Below are 19723 nucleotides of genomic sequence, written 5' to 3'. Positions count from 1 at the left end.
TATGCCTGTTCCAATACGGTTAAAGCAAAGTGAACAAGAAGCCTCTCGAACAAATCGAAAATGTGACGAACGTCACAGGATATCGCCGGGTCTCCCTCTGGAAGCGCGAGGATCTGCAACACCCTCAGCCAGATGAGTTAGCGGAAGAGGTCCCCGTCGCGCTGGTCTACAACGGTATCTCCCACGTAGTGATGATGGCCACGCCGAAAGACCTCGAGCAATTCGCCGTCGGCTTCTCCTTATCCGAAGGGATTATTGAGCATCGGCGGGAGATTTTCGGCATGGACGTGGTGTCGATGTGCAAAGGCCTTGAGGTGCAGATTGAACTCTCCAGCCGGCGTTTTATGGGGCTCAAAGCCCGGCGACGCGCGCTGGCCGGGCGCACCGGCTGCGGGGTATGCGGCGTCGAGCAGCTCAATGATATTGGTAAGCCGGTCCAGCCGCTGCCGTTCACCCAGACGTTCGATCTCGCCAACCTCGACCAGGCTCTGGCGCATCTTAACGACTTTCAACCGATCGGCCGACTCACCGGCTGCACCCACGCGGCCGCCTGGGTCCGGTCGACGGGCGAACTGGCGGGCGGTTTTGAAGACGTCGGCCGGCATGTGGCGCTGGATAAACTGCTCGGCCGGCGGGCGGAAATCGGCGAGGGCTGGCTGCCTGGCGCCGCGCTGGTATCCAGCCGCGCCAGCTATGAAATGGTGCAGAAAGCCGCGATGTGCGGCGTCGAGATCCTGTTCGCGGTATCAGCAGCTACCACCTTAGCGGTGGAAGTCGCCGAGCGCTGCAACCTGACGCTGGTGGGCTTTTGCAAGCCGGGCAGGGCGACGATCTACACCCACCCGCAGCGTTTGAATGCGGGTTAAAAGTTGATCAGTAAATTTGAACAATGACAGCAAATCCTTCCGCTTTTTGTTTGGTGATGTGCGGGCTACTATTTAACACATCAAGGCACAACGCCTTATCTAAACAACTAAATGAAAGGGTTTATCTCATGAAAAGCATCAAAACTTTTGTCGCAGTAATCGCTATGGCCGCCTCTTTTGCTTCCTTCGCTGCTGAAACCGTCACCGCTACCGCGACAACGATGGACGGCGCGGAAGCGAAAATCGCCGCACAGGCCCAGGCAGCAGGCGCTTCGTCTTACAAAATTACCGAAGCGTTTACCGGCAACCGCGTGCATATGACTGCGGAACTGAACAAATAAGCGTAACGCTACTGTCGAAAGAGCGCCTCAGGGCGCTTTTTTTTGTTTCCGCTTTGGCAAAAAACAGCCACTATTTCCCACCGCCGCGAAAAAAATGTGGCAGTACTCACGTTTCCGTTCTTTTCTTAAATCCCCATTATTACCGCAAATGAAACATCTTCAATGCTGAATATCTCGATGTTTTAACGCTATGAAATATAAAGATATTAAAACCAGAAAGCGATGAAGATCACTCTCTTTTAATGAGATGTTTATCACAAAAATAAGCGTGATATCACTCTTGTCAACTATTCACGGACCTAATTTAATACGCATTATGTGATCTCCATTGCAAATAGAAGTCTTGCAGTCAGGGAAAAATGTCGTCAGGCAAATGAGCGAGGAAGCGTCATGAAAATTGGCATCGTTATTAGCGGCGGGGATGTTTCGGGAATGAATAATTTTATATTCCAGATTGCCAGGCAGGCTGATGCCGAGATCACCCTGTTTAATGGCGGTATTCCTGGCCTGCTGGAGAAAAATCATCAGGATATCGCGTGGCGCGATCTGGTTGATTTCTCTATTACCGCTGTGCCGATCATTACCTCCGGACGCACCAGTCGCAAACTGCAGCGCAGCGAATATGAAATGATTGCTAAAAAACTTAAATCGTTGCGTATTGATGTGCTTATTATGGCCGGGGGGGATGGCAGCCTGCAGTTTCTCAATACCCTAAGTGAATTTGATATTAATTGCTTTGGCGTGGGAATGACTATCGATAATGATGTGTATGGCAGTGATTATACGATTGGTTTTTCCACGGCCTGCGAGCAGATTATTAAAGAAGTCTCCCGTTTAAGAAATACCGGAAGAGCGCTGCCGGGGCGGGTTTTTATGGTTGAGATATTAGGAGGTTATTGTGGAGAACTAACGTTACAGTCCGCCATTAAATGCAATGCGGATATTGCCCTGATCCCGGAGGCGCAGATGCCGCTGGCCATGCTTGCGGAACGGATTACCCGGAAGCTGAGCATGCAGAACAGCGTCGTTATCCTCTGCTCAGAAGGCTACACCAAAGAGTACTCTCCCGGCTTTCAGGGAGCGATTGATACCATGATCAAACAGCTGGAACCGCAAATTGGCGTCCGTATCCGTAAAACGATTGTCGGCTATGGCTTACGCAGCGGTGAACCGACCTGTGAAGAGATTTATCAGGGCACCATTATGGCCAGTGAGGTGGTTCGCTGTATTCAGTCAGGTATGAAAAATAAAGCCATAATAATTAATTCCAGTAATAAACCTATTCCGATTGATTTAGTCAGTATGAAAAAACGTCTGGTCGATACTGAAGGACATCATTATAAACTTGCCAAGCAACTCAATATTATTTGAGGAGACCCTCCATGCTGAAAATTTTATGCGTATGTGGCTGCGGCCTCGGTTCAAGCTTTGCCATTGAAATGACGGCGAAGGCAGTTTTAAAAAAACTGGAAATTCCCGCTCATATTGAACACACCACCGTATCCGAAGCCGGAGCCTTTAAATCGGATATGATTTTGACGCAAAAAACCTTTGCCGACATCTTAACCGCCGATGCCACTGAAGAGGAAATTAAACGCGTCGTGGTGCTCAATAAGCTTACGGATAAAGAGGAAATTGAAACAAAAATCGTTGCATTCTTAAAAGAACGTCATCTGAAGGTGGCTGATTATGAATAGCTTCGTTGCGTTTATCGTTAAGGATTTACTTGGTCAGGCATCTATTCTTATTGCTTTTATTGCCATGCTTGGCCTGATCCTGCAAAAGAAATCCCCGGGCAAAACCGCGGAAGGGACGTTTAAAACGCTGCTCGGCTTCTTAATTATGATGGCCGGGATCAACATCATTGTCGCCACGCTAACCTTCCTCAACGATATCTTCACCCAGGGGTTTGGCATGAAGGGCTACATTACCGATGTGGCCGCCATCGCCGGGTTAGCGAATCGGGAATTAGGTTCGGAAGTGGCGCTGACGCTGCTGGTGATCTTTGCCGTCAATATAATTATCGCCCGTCTGACGCCGCTAAAATATATTTTCCTGACCGGTCAGGCGCTGCTGTGGATGGCGACGATCGGCGCCGTGATTGGCTATAAATCCGGGCTCACCGGCGTACCGCTGATTTTAACCGGGGGCATCTTCGGCGGCGTGATGGCGGTGTTAATGCCGGCCCTGGCGCAGCCGGTGGTCAGGCGCATAACCGGGTCTGACGACGTAGCCCTGGGGCACTTCTGTACCATCGGTTATCTGGTGCAGGCCGCCGTCGCGAAGGTCGTCGGCAAAGGTTCCCGCTCCACGGAAGATCTCGAGCTGCCTGATAACTTTAAGTTTCTGCAGGATACCTATCTGGCCATGGCGGTGGTGATGGTGCCGATGTATCTCATCCCGGCTATCGCGGCGGGCCCGCAGTACATCGCGCAGTTCTCCGGCGGGATTAACTACCTGATGTATGCCTTTATGCAGTCCATTCAGTTTGTCGCCGGGGTTTTTGTCCTCTATAGCGGCGTGCGTTTATTGCTCAATGAGCTGGTGCCGGCCTTTCGCGGTATCGCGATGCGTATTGTCCCGGATGCGAAGCCGGCTCTCGATTGCCCGGTACTGTTTCCTTATGCGCCGAATGCGGTGATTGTCGGATTTCTGGCGACGACCGTCGGCTCGATTATCGGCATGCTGGTCTTCCCAATGTTCGGTCTGGCGATGATCCTCCCCGGGCTGTTAACCAACTTTTTCGCCGGCGGCACGGCAGGGGTATTTGGCAACGCGCTGGGCGGACGCCGAGGGGCAATGATCGGCGGGGTTATTCACGGTCTGTTTATCACGTTTCTGCCGGCCATTCTGGTGCCCATGCTGGAGAGTTACGGCTTTACGGGCGTCACCTTCAGCGACTCTGACGTCATCAGCTCGGGTCTGGTATTAGGCCACGCCTTCCAGAATAACTGGCTCTTTGTCGCCTTATTTATTGTGTTTGTCGCCGCACTGGCATGGTTTGTCAACGGGAAATCCGCTAAGCCGAAAGGGGAAAATGTTCATGAGTCTGTATAATTTCAATGAGATTTTAAAAATCGCCCAAGAGAGAAATTTTAAAGCGATTGGCTCGTTTAACTTGCACTGTATTGAGATGCTACCGGCATTTTTCAAAGCCGCGCAAAACAGCCACAGCCCGTTAATGATCCAAATTTCAACCGGGACCGCGGAGTACCTCGGCTATCGTTTGCTGGTCGACGCCGTGCGTTCATTAGCGGACAGTGAAAATATTCCAACCTGTCTGCATCTTGACCACTGCTCAGATATTAAGGCCATCGAGACGGCAATGAACGCGGGCTTTTCGTCGGTGATGTACGACGGCTCACATTTAAGCCTTGAGGAAAATATCGGTAATACGCGAATAGTGGTGGAGATGGCCCGCCCGCGCAATATTACGGTAGAAGGCGAACTGGGGGCGATCGGCGGGTCAGAGGATGGAAAAGCGGTGGCGGCGGAAGATATCTGTTTTACCACCGTCGAAGACGCGAAACGCTTTGTGGAGGAGACCCAGGTCGATATGCTGGCCGTCTCGGTGGGCACTGTGCATGGCCTCTACACCGGTAAAGCGCAGATACAGCACCAGCGGCTGAAACAGATTAGCGCGGCGACCGGCGTGCCGCTGGTGCTGCACGGCGGTACCGGCGTCAGCGATGAGGATATGCGGCTGGCCGTCACCGAAGGGATTAATAAAGTGAACGTCGGGACGGAAATGAACGTGCAGTGGGTTGACCGCTGTAAAACGACGTTTGAGAAAGGGAAAGTGAATGACAGCGTACGGAAATTCTTAATTCCCGCCAACCAGGCTGTCACTGATGTCTTAATGGAAAAAATGGCGTTATTTAAATAACGTTTTCTCCGTCACTCTCTATTTCGTTGCCCTGTCTTCCGCCAGGGAGGGAACTTGCTATGTTTGAATCATTGAAAACGTTGTGGAAAAAAGAGCAAACCCCGCTGCAGGATTATGATCAACAGTCCCGTCAGTTGGCGGAGGAGATTGCCAGGCTGGAAGGCGAACTACAGCGCCAGCCTGGCAATAGCGAGGTGCAAAAAACATTGATGCTGACTTACAACCGGGCGCTATCCATATATGCCAAAAGCACCACCCACCGGCAGGATATTGATACGCTGTTTCTGCAGATTGATAATTTACGCAATATTATTCGCCGCAATATTTAGGAATACAGCATGACCATAAAAGAACTGCTTATTGAGGCCGATGCCATTCAGGTTGGCGTTGTGGAGTCCGACTGGCAGCGGGTAATAAAGCTGGCTGCCCGCCCGCTGGAGGCAAAAGGCTTTATTTCGACCGAATATAGCCAGGCGGTGATCGACAATACCCTGAACCATGGCGCCTATTACGTTTTCGATGAAGGTATTGCTATCCCCCATGCCCGACCCGAGTGCGGCGTCAGACGCAACTGCTTTAGCCTGGTGCTGTTGGAAAAGCCGATTCCCTTTGCAGACAGTGAAAAGGCCGACATCGTCATTATGTTTGGCGCCCGGGATAGCAATGCGCATATCGAGGAGGGGATCCGCTCCATCGTCGCGCTGCTGGATAACAATGACACGATGGCCAAACTGCGGATGGCCCGCAGCCGGGAGGAGGTTGTCGCATTACTATGAACAGACATCTGACCCCAGTCTGCAAAACGGCTATTTTAATCAACGGCATTCCGGCTTCGGGGAAGAGTACCATTACCCGTTTGCTGGCGGAGACCTTCAGCCTGCCGGTATTGACGATCGACGGCATCAAAGAGCCGTTTATGGCGCGTCTGGCCCCGGTCGACCGGCCAATGAATCGCCAACTGGGCTGTGCGGCGTATGAGGTGATCTGGTCGATTGTCGGCGCATCGCCTGCCAGCATGGTCTGGTTGATCGACGCCTGGTTCGGCTTCCAGCCCCGGGAGACCTTGCAAAAATTGCTGCAGCAGGCGGGCGTGGAGCAGGTGATTGAGATCTGGAACCATATCTCCCCCGAGCTGGCGGTCGCGCGCTATGCCTCGCGGCTGGCGACGCGGTCGCCGGGCCACCCCGGCGAAGAGTATCTGCCGGAGCTGGCCCAGCTGGCCGGGCGTGCGCAGCCCATGTCTTTAGGGCCCCTTCTGACGATAGACCAGCGGCGCCCGCTGGAGATAACGCCGGTTATTCACTGGCTTGAAGGCACAATTAGCGGACAACGCACCGCCCTGGCGAATTTCGCATACCCGTCCTAGGGCATACCCGCCAGCCGCAGCAGAGCCGTCACCACCGCCGCGGCGATAATTACGCCGATCAGCGGCACCTTGCGCCAGGCGAGGAACACGGCGACTGCAACGCCCAGAACGCGCGCCATGCCGGCGAAATGCGCGCCTTCATAGAAAGTGGTGGCCAGGGCGACGGAAAAAAGCAGCACCGTCGCCGCATCGGAAAGCAGCGCCTGCGAGCGCTCGGAAAAGGCCAGCCGATTACCAAGCTTCGCGCCGCCAAGACGCATCAGATAGGTTCCCAGCGACAGGATGGCGATACCGGCGATAAACAGCGTCATATTGCCCATTATTTTTTCCTCGACAGTAAACCAAACAGCGAGAGCAGCACCGGCAGCCCGGTAGGCGCAAACGGCACGGCGGCAAGCGCCAGCGCGGCGCCGCTGGCGGCGCGGATCAGCGTGGTACGGTTTTTAAAGGCCGGGATCACCAGCGCCAGCAGGATTGCCGGGAAGACCGCATCGAGCCCGATGGTCTCCGGCGCCGGCAGCAGTTTGCCGACGGCCGCGCCGGTGAGCGTACCCAAAGGCCAGATCAGCGCCACGCCGGCGCCGCACAGCCAGTAGGCCGCTTTGCGCTGCGCGGGGGTGGGCTGCGACAAGCCAAAGACCACGCTCTCGTCGTTCATAATGTGGCACCCGATAAAGCTTAAGCCGCGCCGACCCACCAGTTCGCGCACGGTCACCCCGAAAGGGATATGACGCGCGTTGACTAACAGGCCAGCGGCGGCGGCGGCAAGTGGGCTACCGCCGCTGGCGACAATGCCGATAAACATAAATTCAGAGGCGCCCGCCAGCACGGACACCGAAAGCACGAGCGGCACCCATAAGGGGAAGCCGTAAGCCACCGCCAGCGACCCATAGGACATGCCCACCACCCCGACGGCGAGGCAAACTAAAGCAATCGCTTTTATCGTGTCTCCGCTGAGACTGGAGAGAGTTTGTTTCATATCACTTAGCCATATCGAACGAATTTCCATTATAATGAACACATAATAATCGTTTTTCAAGGCGAACGAATCGTTCGATATAAAAAACAAAGGGGCGGGTATGACACAGCCAATCAGCGTTATCGCCAAAAGTCTGGTGCGGGAGCGGGCGCGGACCGGGCTTTCGCTGGCGGAAGTCGCGCGTCGGGCGGGTATCGCCAAATCCACGCTATCGCAACTGGAGTCCGGCAACGGTAATCCTAGTCTGGAAACGCTGTGGTCGCTCTGCGTGGCGCTGGATATTCCATTTGCCCGGCTGCTTGAGCCGCAGGTGAACAAAACGCAGGTGATCCGCCGCGGCGAGGGGACAAAAGTGGTGGCGGAGCAGGCGAACTATCAGGCTATTTTGCTGGCCGCCTGCCCGCCCGGCGCGCGTCGGGACATCTATTTGCTGCTCACCCAGCCCGGCGCCGACCGCATTTCGCATCCGCATCCGCCAGGGTCAGTGGAACATATTATCGTCACTCAGGGGCGCGCGCGGGTAGGATTGACGTCGGCGCCGGAAGAGCTCGGCGAGGGCGACTATATCTGCTACCCGGCGGATCAGGAGCATGTGTTTCAGGCCCTGGAGCCGGATACGCAGGCGCTGCTGATCGCTGAGCAAAACTGATATCGCACCGGCGGGCGTCGCGCTCTCGCTGGACGCCATAGCCGTATTGCGGGACACTAGCCGCATTCTTCCGCGAAGACAGGCATACCTATGTCGCTGAAAGCCATTGCTAAAGAACTTGGGATCTCGGTTACGACCGTCAGCCGCGCGTTAAACGGCTATGATGATGTGTCGCAGGAGACCCGTGCTCGCGTCGAGGCTGAAGCGCAGCGTCGCGGATATCGGCCAAACACGTTCGCGCGTCGCCTGAAAATGGGCAAAATCGACGCCGTTGGCCTCGTGTTCCCCGTGCGCCCCGCGCCGCTGAATAACAACGTCTTTCTCGAAATGGTGGGAGAAATCAGCCACGAACTGGCGCGCTATGAGATTGATTTACTGCTGATCGCCGATGATGAACAGGCCGATAAGCACGGGTATATGCGCATGGTGCAGAGTCGTCGCGTCGATGCGCTGATCGTCGCGCATACCCTGGACGACGACCCGCGCCTGATTCAGCTGCTCTCTTCCGGCTTTCCTTTCCTCGCGCTGGGCCGTAGCCGCCTGCCGCAGCCCTACGCCTGGTTTGATTTCGATAACCAGGCGGGCACCTACCGCGCCACCCGCCATCTGATTAGCCAGGGGCATCGGCGCATCGCGCTGCTGAGTGAAAATAATAATCAGGCGTTTATTACCCAACGGCGCAACGGTTACCTGGAAGCCCTGCGCGAAGCGGGCCTGGCGGAAACCTGGCTGCGCAGCGTGCCGCCCACCCGCCGCGGCGGGTTTCAGGCAACGATGGAGCTGCTGCGCTTGCCTGAACCGCCAACGGCGATTGTCACCGATTGCAACACCCATGGCGACGGCGCGGCGATGGCCCTGGCTCAGCTTGGGCGTCTTACCGGCGCCGATCGCGTCTCACTGGTGGTCTACGACGGTTTGCCGCAGGACAGTATCATCGACACCCCGGTAGGCGCAGTGGTTCAGTCCACCCGACAGGGGGTGGGACGCCAGATAGCCACGATGGTCCGCCGCTTAATCGCCGGCGAGGATCTGGCCTCGCTCCAGGTGCTCTGGCAGCCCGAATTCATCCCCGGCGAAACCGCCTGATACCGCTCTCCACAGATTAATTTCCTGAACTCGATCACGGATCCGAAACGTTTTGGTTGGTGTCCGAAACGTTTCGGATCAACAGTAAGGCATTCCTTGAAGTGGAGATGTCTAATGTCTGATTCGATTATACGCCTGCAAAGCGCAGCGGCTGACGTGGTGATCAAAACCCACCCTTTCGCCGAAATTATCTACTGGGGGCCGCATTTAAGCCACTTTTCGCTGCAGGATGCCGACAGCCTGACGCGGCCGGTCGCCAACGGCCGCCTCGACGTCGATTCCCCGGTCACCTTAATGGCGGAGCTGGGTCACGGTCTGTTTGGCACTCCGGGCATTGAAGGCCATCGCCATGGGCTGGATGCCTCGCCGATTTTTGCTACCAGCGAAGTGCGGCACGTGGGCCAGACGCTGACCCTGGTCAGCGAAGACCCGCAGGCCGGCCTGCGGTTGTGCAGTGAAATCCAGCTTGATAGCAGCGGCGTGCTGAGCGTGCGCCATGGCGTGACCAATCTGCGCGCCAGCCCATGGCAGGTGGATCGCCTGGCGGTCACGCTGCCGGTCGCCGAACGCGCTCGCGAGGTAATGGCTTTCCACGGCCGCTGGATCCGCGAGTTTCAGCCTCATCGCCTGACCCTGGAGCACGACAGCTTTGTGCTGGAGAACCGCCGCGGGCGTACCTCTCACGAACATTTCCCGGCACTGATCACCGGCAGCCACGCCTTTAGCGAGATGCAGGGTGAAGTCTGGGGTGTGCATCTGGGCTGGAGCGGCAACCATCGCCTGCGGGCGGAGGTGAAAACCGATGGCCGCCGCTATCTGCAGGCCGAGGCGCTCTATCTGCCTGGCGAAATGGCGCTGGCGGAAGGGGAAACCTTATGGACGCCGTACCTGTATGCCAGCTACTCGGCGAACGGGCTGAACGGCATGAGCCAGCAGTTCCATCGTTATCTGCGCGAACGGATTATTCGCTTCCCGGGCAACAAGCCGCGCCCGGTGCATCTCAACACCTGGGAGGGGATCTATTTCGACCACGATCCGGACTACATCATGCGCATGGCGGATGAAGCAGCGGCGCTGGGCGTGGAGCGTTTTATCATTGACGACGGCTGGTTTAAAGGACGCAACGACGACTGGGCGGCGCTCGGCGACTGGTATCTCGATGAGGACAAATATCCCCACGGCCTGACGCCGGTTATCGACCACGTGAAATCGCTGGGGATGGAGTTCGGCATCTGGGTGGAGCCTGAGATGATTAACCCGGATTCTGATCTGTTTCGGGCACACCCTGATTGGGTGCTGGCGCTGCCGGGCTATACGCCGCTTCCCGGGCGTCATCAGTTTGTCCTGAACCTGAATATTCCGGAAGCCTTTGATTATCTGCTGGAGCGGATGAGCTGGCTGCTGGGCGAGCACGCGGTGGACTACGTGAAGTGGGATATGAACCGCGAGCTGGTGCAGCCGGGGCATAACGGTAAAGCTGCCGCCGATGCGCAAACCCGCCAGTTCTATCGCCTGCTCGATACGCTGGTGGCCCGCTTCCCGCATATTGAATTTGAATCCTGCTCCTCCGGCGGCGGTCGTATCGATTATGAAGTCCTCAAGCGCAGCCATCGCTTCTGGGCTTCTGACAACAATGACGCCCTTGAACGCAATACCATCCAGCGCGGCATGAGCTACTTCTTCCCGCCGGAGGTGATGGGCGCGCACATCGGTAATCGCCACTGTCATGCCACCTTCCGCCAGCACAGTATCGCCTTCCGCGGCCTGACGGCGCTGTTCGGTCATATGGGGCTTGAGCTGGATCCGGTGAGCGCCGATGAAGAAGAACGCGCCGGTTACCGGAAATACGCGGCCCTGCATAAGCAGTGGCGCGACGTGATCCATCACGGCGTGCAGTGGCGGATGGATATGCCGGATGCCACCACCCTTGCTCATGGCGTCGTCAGCCCGGATAAAGCGCAGGCGATTTTCCTGGTCAGTCAGCTGGCGATGCCGGACTACACCCTGATGGCGCCGCTGCGCCTGGCGGGGCTGGAGGCGAGCGCCCGCTATCAGGTGACGCTCCTCGATCATCCGAACATACAGATTACCGGCGAGGGCGGCCACACCATGCGGAAGCTGCCGGCATGGATGACGACGCCGCAGACCGTAAGCGGTGAGTGGCTACAGCAGGCGGGGTTGGCGCTGCCCATCCTCGACCCGGAAAGCGCCATTCTGATTGGCCTGCAACGCGTGTGATGGTACCGGGCCGCGCCGCGGCCCTTCTTGAGGAAAATATAATGAACCCGACCGTCTGTACCCACAAAAACAACCCCAACTTCTGGATTTTCGGGCTGTTCTTCTTTCTCTACTTCTTCATCATGGCCACCTGCTTTCCGTTTCTGCCGATCTGGCTGTCGGACGTCATCGGCCTGAATAAAACCGAAACCGGCCTCGTTTTCTCCAGCCTGTCGCTGTTCGCCATCTGTTTCCAGCCGATCCTCGGGGTGATCTCTGACAAGCTGGGGCTGAAAAAACACCTGATGTGGATCGTGACCGTTTTGCTGGTGCTGATTGCTCCCTTCTTCCTTTATGTTTTCGCTCCGCTGCTGAAAACCAATATCTGGCTCGGGGCGTTGAGCGGCGGCGCTTACATTGGCTTTGTGTTCTCCGCCGGCGCCGGCGCGATGGAGGCCTATATCGAACGGGTAAGCCGCAACAGCGGGTTTGAATACGGCAAGGCGCGCACCTTTGGTTGCCTGGGCTGGGCGCTGTGCGCCACCACGGCGGGGATGCTGTTCAGCGTTAACCCGGAGTGGGTGTTCTGGATGGGCTCGGCCGCCGCGCTGCTGCTGGTGGTGCTGGTGGCTATCGCCAAACCGCAGGCCAGTCAGTCCGCGCAGGTAATGGACTCGCTCGGCGCCAATCGCCCGGCGATCGATTTAAAAACGGCGGTGCGCATGTTCCGCCAGCGGAAGATGTGGATGTTTATTCTGTACGTCATCGGCGTAGCCTGCGTGTATGACGTTTTCGATCAGCAGTTCGCCACCTTCTTCAAATCGTTCTTCGCGACCCCGGAAGCAGGCACCCGTGCCTTTGGTTTCGCCACCACCGCGGGAGAAATTTGTAACGCCATCATTATGTTCAGCTCGCCGTGGATTATTAACCGCATCGGGGCGAAGAATACCTTGCTGATTGCCGGGATGGTGATGGCGGCAAGAATGATTGGCTCTTCCTTCGCCACCACCGCCGCGGAAGTGGTGGCGCTGAAAATGCTCCATGCGCTGGAGGTGCCGTTCCTGCTGGTGGGCGCCTTTAAATATATTACCGGCGTGTTTGACGTCCGGCTGTCGGCGACCATTTACCTGGTGGGCTTCCAGTTCGCCAAGCAGGTGGCGGCGATCTTCCTCTCCGCCTTCGCCGGCAATATGTATGATCGGATCGGTTTCCAGGAGACCTATATGATCCTCGGCGGTATTGCCCTCACCGTCACTTTAATATCGGCGTTTACGTTAGCGGGTAAGACGAAAACTGAGCCGCTGCGCGATAATGCGATGACGGTTTAATTATCAACATTCCGTGGCACAGGGTGGTGCCTGACAGAGAAGGAAGAGGTCATGATGGATATGAAAAAACGTATGAACAGCGGTGAGCTTTACCTGGATGCAGGATATGGCTTGCCGGAGCAGCGGCTGATGGGTAAAGCGCGGGCCTATGAATATAATCATTCGCATCCGTTTAATCAGGAATTGCGCAACGATATTATTCAGCGCATGTTCGCGAAAGTCGGCGAACAATGCTGGATAGAGCCGCCGATCAATATTGCCTATGGGATCCATACGACGATTGGTGATAATTTTTATGCCAATTTTAACCTCACGCTGGTCGACGATGCGGACATTATCATCGGCAATAACGTCATGTTTGCGCCAAATGTCACTATCTCCACCGCCGGGCATCCCATCCACCCCGCGCTGCGCCATACGCATCAACAGTTTTCATTACCGGTGGTGATTGAAGATGGGGTTTGGTTAGGCACGGGGGTGATTATTAATCCCGGGGTAACGATTGGCCAGAATTCAGTCATAGGCGCGGGCAGTGTGGTCAATCGCTCCATACCGGCGAATGTGGTTGCCGCAGGCGTACCTTGCCGGGTATTAAGAGAAATTACCGATGCGGATAAAGACAAATACGTACTTTTTCCCGGATGATGGGCGAGAGAAACAGGGGAGCGCAAAGGGTCGTGTCCCCTGTTTTGCATTACCGCCGTTGAAACGGCCTCCAGCACGCATGGCGGGAGGCCGGGGAAGGTACTCTCCGGCGTCGTGGGGGTTCACGCCAGATAAAACACTTCTTTGAGCTCCGCGCTCAGCGGGCTGTTGTCCGGGTTGCTGGGCATCACCTCGCGCATGTATTTCCACCAGCGCTGGCACACTTCCGTGCTGGCGACCGCCTCCCAGCGGGCTTCCGACTCAATCTCCACCGTGGCGAACAGCAGGTGGCGTTCTTTATCGAGATAGATGGCGTAGTGGTGCGCGCCGTGCGCTTTCAGCGTAGCCTCCAGCTCCGGCCAGATGGGGTTATGACGGCGCTGGTACTCCTCGTGCGCGTCGGGGTTCACCTGCATGACAAAGGCTTTACGGATCATAATGCCTCCAGATAGAGCTCGCGGACCTCATCGCGGCTGGCGGGGCGCGGGTTACATGGCGCGCACGGGTCGGCCAGCGCTTTGTCCAGCCAGCCTTCGATATCGGCTTTGCTGACGCCAAGCTGGCTGAAGCCCTGGGGGATCCCCACGCGTTTGCTCAGCGCGCGAATGGCGTTGATGGCCTCCATGCTGGCGGCTTCATCGCTCATGCCGCGGGTATCGACACCCATCGCCTGCGCCACGCGGGCGAAGCGCGCCACGGCGTTCGGGCGGTTAAAGTTTTCGATGATCGGCAGCAGGATGGCGTTGCACACCCCGTGCGGCAGGTTGTGGGTGGCGCCAGGCTGATGGGCCAGGGCGTGTACCAGCCCGAGGCCGGCGCTGTTGAACGCCATGCCCGCCAGATACTGGCCAAACGCCATCTGCTCGCGGGCCTGCAGATCGTGTCCATCGTCTACCGCTTTCGGCAGCCACAGGTTGATCAGGCGGATGGCCTCGAGGGCGTTGGCGTCGGTCAGGGGATGGGCGCCAACGGAGACAAAGGCCTCGATGGCGTGGGTCAGGGCGTCCATGCCGGTGGCGGCGGTAACGGCTGGCGGGATGTCGAGCATCACGCTGGCGTCGTCGACGGCGATATCCGGGATCAGGTTCGGGTCGATAATCACCTCTTTTACCTGACGCTCGCTATCGATAATCACTGCGTTGCTGGTCATCTCCGCCGCCGTGCCGGCAGTGGTGTTGATGGCCACCAGCGGCACGCCAGCGTTTTTCACTTTGCCGACGCCGGAGTAGGCTGTGGAGGGGCCAGGGTTGGCGGTGAGGATTTTTATCGCCTTGGCGGTATCAATCGGGCTGCCGCCGCCGAAGGCGATCAGGTAATCGCAGCGGGCCGCCTGGTACGCCGCATAGCCTTGCTGCACCAACGCTTCGGTAGGGTTGGGGAACACGTCGTCAAACAGCTGATATGCCATCTGCTGTTCATCCAGCGCGGAAAACAGACTGTCCAGCAGGCCCAGCTTCACCAGCTGCCCGTCGGTGACGATCAGCGCCTTGCCCCACTGTTTGCCCGCTACCAGCTTGACCATATCGCCGATAGCGCCTGCGCCGTGGAGGCTGATTTTAGGTAGTGCCAACATAAAACTCATGATAATTCTCCTTAATGTTGATTTGGGTAATCCGTTTCCCTTCACCCGCTCCCGGGTCGCGGCTGGCGCCTTACCCGGGCTACAGGTTCACTGGCGTCTGCAGGCCGGTAGCCAGGACAGGTGCGTAGCACCGCCTCCGGGATTTAGGGCGAGGGGGAAATTAACATCGTCTTCGCTGCAGCATCCGCCGGGTCATAATCGGCAGGGAGATAACCACGATCAGCATCGCGCCGATAATCACCGACATCACGATGCCGGGGACGTTGAGCAGGCTCAGGCCGAAGGTCACCAGCCCCATCAGAAAGGCGGCGATGATCACCCCGGGCATGCTGCCGGAGCCGCCGAGAATATTGACGCCGCCGAGCACCGCCATGGTGACAACCGCCAGCTCCCAGCCCATCGCCAGGGTAGGGCGGGTACTGCCGAGCCGTGAGGTCAGCAGGACCGCCGCCAGTCCGGCCATCAGCCCGACCAGCGCGAACAGCGCCAGGTTATGGCGCTTCACGTTGATCCCGGAGTACCAGGCGCCGGTCGGGTTATTGCCGATGGCGTAGGTCCGGCGACCAAAGTTGGTTTTATGCAGCAGGAAGGTGAAGGCGGCCGCGAGGAGGATAAACAGCGCAAACTCAAAAGAGAGCGCGCCCCACACGTACCCCTGGCCGAACCAGGCAAAGCTCTCCGGGTAGTGGTTGAGCGCCTGATCGCCCAGCAGGATATAGGTGATGCCGCGATACAGGCTCATGGTGCCGATGGTGATCACGATCGACGACAGGTTAAAACGCGTCACCAGGATACCGTTGAACAGGCCGCACAGCAGACCCACGCCCAGCCCGACCAATACCAGCAGCGGCGTATCCATCCCCGCCGCCGCGCAGAAGCCCATCACCGTTGAGCTGAGCGCCATCGTCGAGGCTACCGACAGATCGATTTCCCGGGCGATAATCAGCATCGCCATCGGCAGGACGACGATCGCTTTCTCGGTAAAGGTGAAGGTGGCGTCCGACAGGTTCCAGATATTAAGGAAATAAGGGGAAGCCAGGGCGTTGCCGATAAATACCGCCAGGGTGACCGCCAGTAAAAACCCTTCCCAGCACAGCAGGCGGCGCAGCGGCGACGGCGCGGCCGGGGCGTTTTTCATCTCTTCAGATACCATCATCTTGCTCATGATTTCACCCCCTGTTTCTGCCGGGCTAGCGCCGCGTTACGCAGGATTAACCGCCCGTGACCGCGATTGCCGCGCTCGTTAAGCAGCACCGCCATGACGATCACCGCCCCGGAAATCGCCATTTGCCAGAACGGCGAGATGCCGATCACCGGCAGGGCATTATTGATGACGCCGAGGAACAGCGCGCCGCACAGGCAGCCCAGCACCCGTCCGCTTCCGCCCATGGTGCTGATACCGCCGATCACGCAGGCGGCGACCACCTGCAGTTCAAAGCCGTTCGCCACGTCGACATAGGCGACGGCGAAGCGCGAGATCCACAGATAGCCGCAGAAGCCGGCCAGCGCGCCGGAGAGGCAGAAGCTGACGAACTGCATTTTCCCGGCGTTAATACCGGTGTAGTACGCCGCCGTCGCGTTGCCGCCTGCGGTGTATAAGGCCCGGCCGGTGCGGCTGTAGCGCAGGAAATAACCCACCAGCAGCAGCGCGGCGATGGCGCACCAGCTCAGCAGCGGCAATCCCAGGAGGGCGCTGCGCGGCAGACTGAGGAAATCAGCGCTCATCTGATGTGAGTTAACCCAGCCGCCGTCGGTCAGCAGAAAGATAATGCCGCGATAAATGCTCATGGTGCCCAGGGTCACCACGATGGCGGGAATGCCGAGGCGCCAGACCAGCAGGCCGTTAATCACCCCCATCAGCAGGCCCAGCAGGGTTGCCAGCGCCAGCAGCGCCACCACCGGAATACCCGGATAGTGGGCGTTAAGCAGGGCGACGATCATCCCGGTCAGCGCCAGGTTGGCGGCCATCGACAGATCGATGCCTTTGGTGAGCAGCACCATCATCTGCCCGAGGGCGAGGATGATAAGGATGGCGGTATCGTTAAACATCTCCACCAGATTGCCCGGTGAAACGAACGATGGCGCCCGGCTGCCAATGGCGCCGATCATCAAAATGATGACCACCGCCAGCAGCGCTTCGCGATGCTTCAGCCATGCGTGTCCCATCATGCTGCCTCCTGGCCAATGCCGCTGGCGGCGCTGACGATGGTTTCCGCCGTCGCTTCTCCGGCCCGGTACTCGGCGACCATCAGCCCTTCGTGCATCACGATAATCCGGTCGGCCATGCCCATCACTTCCGGCAACTCTGACGAGACCATAATCACCGCCAGCCCCTGGCTGACCAGCTCGGACATAAACTGATGCACGGCGGCTTTTGAGCCGATATCGATGCCTTTGGTCGGCTCGTCGAGGATAATCACCTCGGGATGAGTCGCCAGCCATTTGCCGATCACCACTTTCTGCTGGTTGCCGCCGGAGAGGGTCTCCACCGGCTGCCGCCAGCTGAAGGCTTTAACCTGCAGGCGCGAGGCGTACTCGTCCGCCAGCCGCCATTCCCGGGCGTCGTTCAGGACGCCGTTAGGGTTGAGCTTACTGAGCTGCGGCAGACTGATGTTTTGGGCGATGGGCAGGGCGATGATCGCCCCCTGTTTCTGCCGCTCTTCCGGTACGCAGACGATGCCCGCGCGGATGGCGTCGGCGGGCTGGCGAAAGCGCATGGGGCTGCCGTTCAGCCGGATCTCGCCGGAGGAGGGATGCGTTACGCCGGAGAGCGCCTGCATCAGCTCGGTGCGTCCGGCGCCCACCAGGCCGTAAAAGCCGAGAATTTCTCCCTTGCGCAGGCTGAAGCTGATATGGGCAAACTCGGTGGGGTGACAGAGGTCTTGCACCTCCAGCACCGTTTCCCCTGGGGTACAGTCAACTTTCGGGTAGGTTTGGGTAATCGCGCGGCCCACCATCATCGCCACCATCCGCTCTTCGGTGATGTCGTTTATCGCTCCGGAGCTGACGTAAACGCCGTCGCGCAGAATGGTGTAGTAGTCCGCCAGCTCGAAAATCTCATCAAACTTATGCGAGATAAACAGGATCGCTTTGCCGTCCTGCTTCAGACGCTCAACGATCTGATAAAACTCCAGAATTTCATGTTGCGAGAGCGCGGCGGTCGGCTCATCCAGGATCACCACCTGGGCGTCGAAAGCCAGCGCCCGGGCAATCGCCACCATGTGCCGTTGGGCGATGCTGAGCGTTTTCAGCGTGGCGCGCGGGTCGATCAGAACTTCAAGCCGGGCGAGGATCTCGCCAGCCCGGCGATGCATCGCGGGCCAGTCGAGCGTTTTGAACAGCCCCTTATACAGATACTGGCCGACGAAAATGTTTTCGCTGACCGAGAGTTCGTCAAACAGCACGGTTTCCTGGTGAATGGCGGTGATCCCCACCTTGTGCGCCGATTCCGGCGTCGGCAGATGAATGGGGATCGCTTTATAGAGGATCTCCCCCTCTTCGGGCTGATAAATACCGGTCATGACTTTGACCAGCGTGGATTTCCCCGCGCCGTTTTCGCCGATGAGGGCGGTCACTTTGCCGGGCCAGAGATCAAGCTGTACGTTCTCAAGGGCACGCACACCGGGAAAAATCTTGGTGATGCCCTTCAGCGACAGCAGTGGCGTTGATGCTGACATGATAGTTCTCCGTAAAATCGCCCCTCACCCTAACTCTCTCCCCAAAGGGGAGAGGGAACGGTCCGGCGCCCGCTGGCCGCATCGCGCAGAGGGCCGGGGTGAGGGAACAAGGGTTAGAAAATCTTCGAGAACTTATCGATGTTGCTCGCATCGTAGACAAACGGCTCGGCCATCGCGCCGTTCCCCTCGGCATCCAGCTTCACTTTGCCCAGCTTGCCCATACTGGCTTCGGTTTTGGTCGCGGTGCCTTTGACTAAATCGTCGGCCAGATAGGTGGCGGCGTAGCCCAGGTCAATCGGGTTCCAGATGGCGAAACTTTTGCTGGCGCCAGACTTGATCGCGCCGGCCATTTCCGACGGCAGCCCCAGCCCGGTGACATACACTTTGCCGATTTTGCCCTGGTCCTTCACCGCCTGCGCGGCGGCAACGATCCCCACCGATGACGGCGAAACAATGACTTTCAGGTCCGGATATGATTTCAGCAGGCCCACCGCTTCGCGGTAGCTTTTATCCGACAGATCGTCACCGTAGGCGACCGTGACAAGGTGTACGGACGGATACTGCGGCAGCACCTTTTTCATCTCCTCAATCCAGATATTCTGGTTAGTGGAGGTCGGAGTGGCGCTTAACACTGCCACATCCCCCTTCTCCACGTTCAGCGCCTTCAGCGCATCGGCGGCGAGCTTGACGTTGGTCTCGCCAATTAAGGCGTTATTGGAGGGATTAAGATGGATTTGGCGGCCTGCCGGCGCCACGCCGGAGTCCCACGAGACCACCTTGATGCCGCGCTGCATCGCTTTTTTCAGCACCGGCACCACCGCGTCCGGATCGTTAGCGGAAATAGCGATCGCATCCACCCCCTGGGCGATCAACCCGTTCAGCACGTCGATCTGCGCTTCGGCGGTAGTGGTGGTCGGGCCGGTGTAGATCACTTTGACATCACCTAACTCTTTGGCTGCCTGTTGGGCGCCAACGTTGGCGGCTTCGAAGAAGCCATTTCCCAGCGATTTCGCCACGAGGGCGATTTTCACTTCTGCTAAGGCGGAACCGGACAACGCCAGGGCGGCAACGGTGAGGATCAAGCTTGTCTTTGTTTTCATT

General features: G+C 57.8%; 22 protein-coding genes. 14 read left to right on the top strand and 8 right to left on the bottom strand.

Annotation, left to right across the window (positions count from 1 at the left end; genetic code table 11):
• The first annotated feature begins 29 nt into the window (after positions 1-29).
• The 9 genes from fdhD (at position 30) to ACLH1U_RS23525 (ending at position 6459) form a co-directional block, all read left to right on the top strand.
• Complete coding sequence (gene fdhD, locus ACLH1U_RS23565) at positions 30-866, top strand: formate dehydrogenase accessory sulfurtransferase FdhD (protein ID WP_101862579.1); 837 nt, start codon at positions 30-32, stop codon at positions 864-866.
• Between the two features lie 128 nt (positions 867-994).
• Positions 995-1207 (top strand): YdgH/BhsA/McbA-like domain containing protein, encoded by a 213-nt coding sequence (locus ACLH1U_RS23560; RefSeq protein ID WP_023291501.1) that lies wholly within the window; start codon positions 995-997, stop codon positions 1205-1207.
• A 390-nt stretch (positions 1208-1597) separates the two neighbouring features.
• Positions 1598-2578, top strand: a complete 981-nt coding sequence (locus ACLH1U_RS23555; protein WP_032454459.1) for a 6-phosphofructokinase — start codon at positions 1598-1600, stop codon at positions 2576-2578.
• A gap of 11 nt (positions 2579-2589) precedes the next feature.
• Entirely contained in the window at positions 2590-2904 is a 315-nt protein-coding gene (locus ACLH1U_RS23550; protein WP_004203640.1) for a PTS sugar transporter subunit IIB, read from the top strand.
• Positions 2897-4264 carry a PTS sugar transporter subunit IIC gene (locus ACLH1U_RS23545; protein WP_004203642.1) on the top strand — a complete coding sequence of 456 codons (1368 nt, stop codon included), beginning with the start codon at positions 2897-2899 and terminating at the stop codon, positions 4262-4264. Before ACLH1U_RS23550 ends, ACLH1U_RS23545 begins: the two co-directional genes overlap by 8 nt.
• A complete protein-coding gene (locus tag ACLH1U_RS23540; protein WP_032429032.1) occupies positions 4251-5093 on the top strand; it encodes a ketose-bisphosphate aldolase in 843 nt (280 codons plus the stop codon). Before ACLH1U_RS23545 ends, ACLH1U_RS23540 begins: the two co-directional genes overlap by 14 nt.
• Before the next feature lie 59 nt (positions 5094-5152).
• On the top strand, positions 5153-5422 hold the full coding sequence (locus ACLH1U_RS23535) for a hypothetical protein (protein WP_017899833.1): 270 nt from the start codon (positions 5153-5155) through the stop codon (positions 5420-5422).
• A gap of 9 nt (positions 5423-5431) precedes the next feature.
• Positions 5432-5869 carry a PTS sugar transporter subunit IIA gene (locus tag ACLH1U_RS23530; protein ID WP_004203645.1) on the top strand — a complete coding sequence of 146 codons (438 nt, stop codon included), beginning with the start codon at positions 5432-5434 and terminating at the stop codon, positions 5867-5869.
• The gene (locus ACLH1U_RS23525; RefSeq protein WP_032454460.1) at positions 5866-6459 is read left to right on the top strand and encodes an AAA family ATPase; all 594 of its coding nucleotides are present in this window, start codon (positions 5866-5868) and stop codon (positions 6457-6459) included. Before ACLH1U_RS23530 ends, ACLH1U_RS23525 begins: the two co-directional genes overlap by 4 nt.
• Here ACLH1U_RS23525 and ACLH1U_RS23520 read toward each other — a convergent pair.
• Both ACLH1U_RS23520 and ACLH1U_RS23515 read right to left on the bottom strand, forming a co-directional pair.
• Positions 6456-6779 (bottom strand): AzlD domain-containing protein, encoded by a 324-nt coding sequence (locus ACLH1U_RS23520; protein ID WP_008807893.1) that lies wholly within the window; start codon positions 6777-6779, stop codon positions 6456-6458. The two genes, ACLH1U_RS23525 and ACLH1U_RS23520, sit on opposite strands and share 4 nt — an antisense overlap.
• The gene (locus ACLH1U_RS23515; protein ID WP_032429035.1) at positions 6779-7438 is read right to left on the bottom strand and encodes an AzlC family ABC transporter permease; all 660 of its coding nucleotides are present in this window, start codon (positions 7436-7438) and stop codon (positions 6779-6781) included. Before ACLH1U_RS23515 ends, ACLH1U_RS23520 begins: the two co-directional genes overlap by 1 nt.
• A gap of 100 nt (positions 7439-7538) precedes the next feature.
• On the opposite strand from ACLH1U_RS23515, the gene ACLH1U_RS23510 reads away from it, so the two are divergent.
• The 5 genes from ACLH1U_RS23510 (at position 7539) to ACLH1U_RS23490 (ending at position 13363) form a co-directional block, all read left to right on the top strand.
• Positions 7539-8087: a helix-turn-helix domain-containing protein gene (locus ACLH1U_RS23510; protein ID WP_002882865.1), complete on the top strand. Its 549-nt coding sequence runs from the start codon at positions 7539-7541 to the stop codon at positions 8085-8087.
• 90 nt (positions 8088-8177) lie between these two features.
• On the top strand, positions 8178-9173 hold the full coding sequence (locus tag ACLH1U_RS23505) for a substrate-binding domain-containing protein (RefSeq protein WP_032454463.1): 996 nt from the start codon (positions 8178-8180) through the stop codon (positions 9171-9173).
• A 114-nt stretch (positions 9174-9287) separates the two neighbouring features.
• Positions 9288-11411 carry an alpha-galactosidase gene (locus ACLH1U_RS23500; protein ID WP_411299478.1) on the top strand — a complete coding sequence of 708 codons (2124 nt, stop codon included), beginning with the start codon at positions 9288-9290 and terminating at the stop codon, positions 11409-11411.
• Positions 11412-11452: 41 nt separating this feature from the next.
• Complete coding sequence (locus ACLH1U_RS23495) at positions 11453-12718, top strand: MFS transporter (protein ID WP_023291509.1); 1266 nt, start codon at positions 11453-11455, stop codon at positions 12716-12718.
• Between the two features lie 51 nt (positions 12719-12769).
• Positions 12770-13363, top strand: coding sequence for a maltose acetyltransferase domain-containing protein (locus tag ACLH1U_RS23490; RefSeq protein ID WP_072414121.1), 594 nt, complete (start codon positions 12770-12772; stop codon positions 13361-13363).
• 122 nt (positions 13364-13485) lie between these two features.
• Here the strand turns inward: ACLH1U_RS23490 and rhaM are convergent, their stop codons facing one another.
• The 6 genes from rhaM to rhaS form a co-directional block, all read right to left on the bottom strand.
• Positions 13486-13800 carry an L-rhamnose mutarotase gene (rhaM, locus tag ACLH1U_RS23485; RefSeq protein WP_025710935.1) on the bottom strand — a complete coding sequence of 105 codons (315 nt, stop codon included), beginning with the start codon at positions 13798-13800 and terminating at the stop codon, positions 13486-13488.
• The gene (gene fucO, locus ACLH1U_RS23480; RefSeq protein ID WP_050534182.1) at positions 13797-14945 is read right to left on the bottom strand and encodes a lactaldehyde reductase; all 1149 of its coding nucleotides are present in this window, start codon (positions 14943-14945) and stop codon (positions 13797-13799) included. The genes rhaM and fucO overlap by 4 nt, the downstream gene beginning before the upstream one ends.
• A 160-nt stretch (positions 14946-15105) precedes the next feature.
• Positions 15106-16110 carry an ABC transporter permease gene (locus tag ACLH1U_RS23475; protein WP_032454468.1) on the bottom strand — a complete coding sequence of 335 codons (1005 nt, stop codon included), beginning with the start codon at positions 16108-16110 and terminating at the stop codon, positions 15106-15108.
• Entirely contained in the window at positions 16107-17114 is a 1008-nt protein-coding gene (locus ACLH1U_RS23470; RefSeq protein WP_072096694.1) for an ABC transporter permease, read from the bottom strand. Before ACLH1U_RS23470 ends, ACLH1U_RS23475 begins: the two co-directional genes overlap by 4 nt.
• Positions 17111-18622 carry a sugar ABC transporter ATP-binding protein gene (locus ACLH1U_RS23465; protein ID WP_048296391.1) on the bottom strand — a complete coding sequence of 504 codons (1512 nt, stop codon included), beginning with the start codon at positions 18620-18622 and terminating at the stop codon, positions 17111-17113. The genes ACLH1U_RS23470 and ACLH1U_RS23465 overlap by 4 nt, the downstream gene beginning before the upstream one ends.
• Before the next feature lie 113 nt (positions 18623-18735).
• A complete protein-coding gene (gene rhaS, locus ACLH1U_RS23460) occupies positions 18736-19722 on the bottom strand; it encodes a rhamnose ABC transporter substrate-binding protein (RefSeq protein ID WP_023291520.1) in 987 nt (328 codons plus the stop codon).
• Position 19723: the final 1 nt, after the last annotated feature.

Origin of the sequence: Klebsiella sp. 1SOBk5mer, assembly GCF_046603115.1 — a bacterium.
Taxonomy (GTDB): Bacteria; Pseudomonadota; Gammaproteobacteria; order Enterobacterales; family Enterobacteriaceae; genus Klebsiella; species Klebsiella quasipneumoniae.
Note: the sequence above shows the minus strand (reverse complement) of the source record. Positions and strands in the feature narration are given on the sequence as shown.